Consider the following 2,854-nt stretch of genomic DNA (forward strand, 5'->3'; position numbering starts at 1 on the left):
GTCCAAGTCGAGGCGGTCGTAGAGATCGTAGGGAGCTTCGGGGGTCAGTCCCTCCTCTTCCAGGATCCGGTAGAGCTGCTCGGGCAGCGCGTCGATCAGCTCGGCAGGGTCCCGATCGGCCCGCAGCCACAGCCCCTCGGCCTGCCGCAAAAAGCCGCTCTCCCCCAGACGCTCCATCACCTCCGCCGCCAGCTTCTCGCTGGCCCACTTGATCCGCAGCACCACGGAGGCGGGAGAGAGGAGCGCGTTGGGGTTGTTTTCGTAGATGCGACGGATGGCCGACTCGACCTCCTGCAGGGCCTCCTGCGGGTAGAGCACCAGCCCCTCCTCGTCCACATAGGCCCCGGCGATCCGGCGGGCGACAGCCAGCGCTTCGTCGTGATTCATCGCGAAGCGCTGCTGGCTGGCAATCAACCCGAAGCCCCGCCGGTGGTTGGCCAGCAGGATCGAAAAGGCGGTCTCGAAATCCCGTTTCTGCAGCGCTTCAAGCAGCGGAACTTTGCGGTTCTTTCGGATCGGCTCGCTAATGGGCACCAGGATCTCTCCGCCGGCAGCCACCCGGCCCGAAGCCAGCAGCAGATAGGGATCGCCGAAGCGGGTGTAGACCTTTTCACCCAGGTGCAAGGCGGCAAAACGGGCATCGGCATAGTAGAGGATCTTTCCCTCCACCCGTTTGGCTCCGCTGATGAAGAGGACTTCACTGCCGTGAGGCAATTCCTTCTCTCCCAGTTGCCGCACCGAGACGTCGATCCGCTCAAAGCCCCGAAAATAGCCCCGACTCGCCAGGAGATACCCTTTGCGCAGTTTGGTGTGGGGAATGTCGAGATTGAGGGCGACCCGCTGATGGGTATAGGCCTCCTCCCGATCTTCGCCGTGGACCTGGATATTGCGTACCGTGGCCGGTTTGCCCAGCTCGGCGACGTTGAGCTTCTCCCCCTTGCGGACCCGTCCCGCCAGCACGGTGCCGGTGACGACCGTCCCCACCCCCCGGGGGCTGAAGACCCGGTCGATGTAGTAGCGGAAAAAAGGAGCGTCCCCCGTGATCCGCGGCGGCAGGGAAAAAAGAATCTTTCGCAGCCGCTCGATGCTCTCGGGATCGCGGATCGAGGTGGGCACCAGGGCCTGCAGCTCCATGGCGGGATAGCTTTCACGTAGCAGCGTACGGATCTCCTCCTCCCTCCGGGCGATCTGCGCGGCATCGGCCCGGTCGCTTTTGCTCAGGGCCACCACCAGACGCCGCACCTTCAGCAGATCCAGCACCGCCAGATGCTCCCGGGTCTGAGGCATGATCCCCTCGTCCGCCGCCACCACCAGCAGCGCCGCATCGAAGCCGAAGGCCCCCGAGGCCATCGTCTTGATGAGCCGTTCGTGCCCCGGCACGTCGATAAAGGCGACGTTGACCCCCTTTCGGCGCATATTGGAGAAGCTCAGATCGATGGTGATCCCCCGCTCCTTCTCCTGGGCCATCTCATCCCCGTTGTACCCCGTCATCGCTTCGATGAGCGCCGTTTTGCCGTGATCGACGTGGCCGGCGGTACCGACGATGATGTCTCTCATTTTCTCTCCTTGGAGAAAATGAGAGAAGTGAAGAGTGAGGAGTGAGGAGTGAGGAACCGAGTTTTTTTAATGGAAAATTGAGAATGGAGAATGGAGAATTTCGGTTTGCGTTGCGTTGCAACGCTTCCAATAACCAATAACCAATTACCAATAACGTCGCCAAAGGCGACACTTCTTGCGACTAGCGACTGACGACTGGCGACTCTCTTACCGACTGCTGACTGCCGACTGCCGACCAACCTCAAACGATAAATGTCAAATGACAAACAACGAAGAACACCCCCAATACACCAATACACCAATACACCAATAACGTCGCCGAAGGCGGCATTTCTTGCGACTTGCGACTTGCGACTTGCGACTGCGCCGAAGGCGCCTTCCAACTCCTCACTCCTCACTCTTCACTCCTCACTCGATATCATCGATGCCGCCTCGATGATCGTCTCGAAATCCTCTTCCCGAACCGTCCGTAGATCCAGCACAAAGCGATCCTTTTCGATCCGGCCGATGATCCGGTGTGCCCGGAAGGCGGCTTCCAGTTCCTGCGCTTCTCCCTCCAGGGCCAGGATGACGGTGGGGATTTTCCGGTTGGGCATGGTACCGCCGCCGACGTAGGTTTGCGAATCGAGAATCTTCGCCGGGATCGGCAGTCGCTTTCTTAGCGCCTCGGCCCGGTTTCGCAGCTGCTCGGGCGTGGCAAAGAGCATCCGCAGGACGGGGATTTTATCGGTCTCTCCCCGGCGGTAGGCCAGCACCGTCCGCTCCAGCAGCGCCAGCGTCACCTTGTCCACCCGGAACATCCGCAGGATCTGATTCTTTTTGAGCCGGTCGATGAGAGCCTTGCGCCCCAGGATGATCCCCGCCTGTACTCCGCCGAAAAGCTTGTCGCCGCTGAAGCTGAGCAGCGAAGGGGGATCACGCAGGATCCTGGGCAAAGAGGGCTCCGCCGCCCCCAAACCCCAGGGGAGATCGGGCAGGTAGGCGCTTCCCAGATCGTAGTAGTCGATCAGCCCCCGTTCACGGGCCAGGGCCGCAATCTCCTCCATCGTCGCCTCGGCACTGAACCCCTCGATGGCGTAGTTGGATTTGTGCACCTTCATCAGCATCGCCGTTTCCTCACCGATGGCCGCTTCGTAATCGGCCAGGCGGGTTTTGTTGGTGGTGCCCACCTCCACCAGCTTCGCTCCGCTGGCCGCCATCACCTCGGGGATCCGGAAACTCCCGCCGATCTCCACCAGCTCTCCCCGGGAGACCACCGCCTCTTTGCCCTGGGCGAAGGTGTTGAGGATCAGGAAAA

General features: G+C 61.4%; 2 protein-coding genes. Both read right to left on the reverse strand.

Features of this window, described 5'->3' with window-relative positions; genetic code table 11:
• A partial coding sequence (gene selB, locus F8I07_RS06950) for a selenocysteine-specific translation elongation factor (RefSeq protein WP_292657518.1) occupies positions 1 to 1,557 on the reverse strand: 1,557 nt, incomplete at its 3' end.
• Positions 1,558 to 1,958: 401 nt separating this feature from the next.
• Positions 1,959 to 2,854, reverse strand: an 896-nt coding sequence (gene selA, locus F8I07_RS06955) for an L-seryl-tRNA(Sec) selenium transferase (protein WP_292657521.1), incomplete at its 5' end; no start/stop codon positions are given.

The organism is Nitratifractor sp., from assembly GCF_015487065.1.
GTDB lineage: Bacteria > Campylobacterota > Campylobacteria > Campylobacterales > Sulfurovaceae > Nitratifractor.